General features: G+C 64.5%; 1 protein-coding gene. It reads right to left on the bottom strand.

All coding sequences use genetic code 11. The features are described 5' to 3' along the window. The coding region (locus NKJ93_RS33510; RefSeq protein ID WP_352593642.1) for an ABC transporter ATP-binding protein at nt 1-910 on the bottom strand (910 nt) is incomplete at its 3' end. Between the last annotated feature and the right edge of the window lie 82 nt (nt 911-992).

Below are 992 nucleotides of genomic sequence, written 5' to 3'. Positions count from 1 at the left end.
CTTCGATGCGGCAGCGCTCCACCGCGATTGGGCAGCGCGGATGGAACGCGCACCCGCTCGGCGGATTGATGGGGCTCGGCACCTCGCCCTCGACCGGCGCCTTCAGCCGAACCCGCGTCGGATCCGGCACCGGAGCGGCCGCGATCAGCGCCTCGGTGTAGGGGTGGACCGGCTTGGCGAAGAGCGCCTCGCACGGTGCAAGCTCCACGATCCGCCCTAGGTACATGACCGCAACGCGATGGCCGATATGCTCCACGACGCCAAGGTCATGTGAGATGAAGACGAAGGCGATGCCCATCTGCTGGTGGAGATCCACAAGCAGATTCAAGATCTGTGCCTGCACCGATACATCAAGGGCTGACACCGCTTCATCGAAAATGATGAGCGAGGGCTGGAGGGCCAGCGCCCGCGCGATACCGAGCCGCTGCCGCTGACCCCCCGACAGCTCTGACGGAAGCCTGTGCATCATCTCGGGCGACATTCCGACCTTTTGCAGAAGCTCCCCGGCAAGCGCCTTGCGCTGTCTTCGGCTGAGGCGCTCGAAATTCTCCACGGGCTCAGTAATGATCTTTTCGGCCGTGAGGCGCGGGTTCAGCGACGAGTAGGGATCCTGAAAGACCATCTGCATCCGACGGCGCCACGCGTGAAGCGCGTCCTTCTTGAGGCCCGCAATGTCGGTCCCATCGATCAGCACGCGCCCGCCCGTCGGCTCCACGAGCCGCATCAGGAGCCGCGCGACAGTGGACTTGCCGCAGCCGGATTCTCCGACGATACAGAGCGTCTCGCCCGCCTCGACGGAAAAGGATACATCCTCCACCGCCCGGATCACCGGAACGGTCTTCTTCAGGAATCCCGCACCGAGCGGATAATGCTTGGTCAGATTCTCGACTTTCAGCAGAGGACCGGTCATGCGCCCACCACCTCTTCGGCGCGCCAACAAGCCGCGGCGTGGCTCGACCCGACATCACGCAGGCTGGGCGTCCTTTCGCGGC

The organism is Mesorhizobium sp. M0028, assembly GCF_040323855.1.
GTDB lineage: Bacteria > Pseudomonadota > Alphaproteobacteria > Rhizobiales > Rhizobiaceae > Mesorhizobium.
This window is presented reverse-complemented; position numbering and strand designations above follow the sequence as displayed.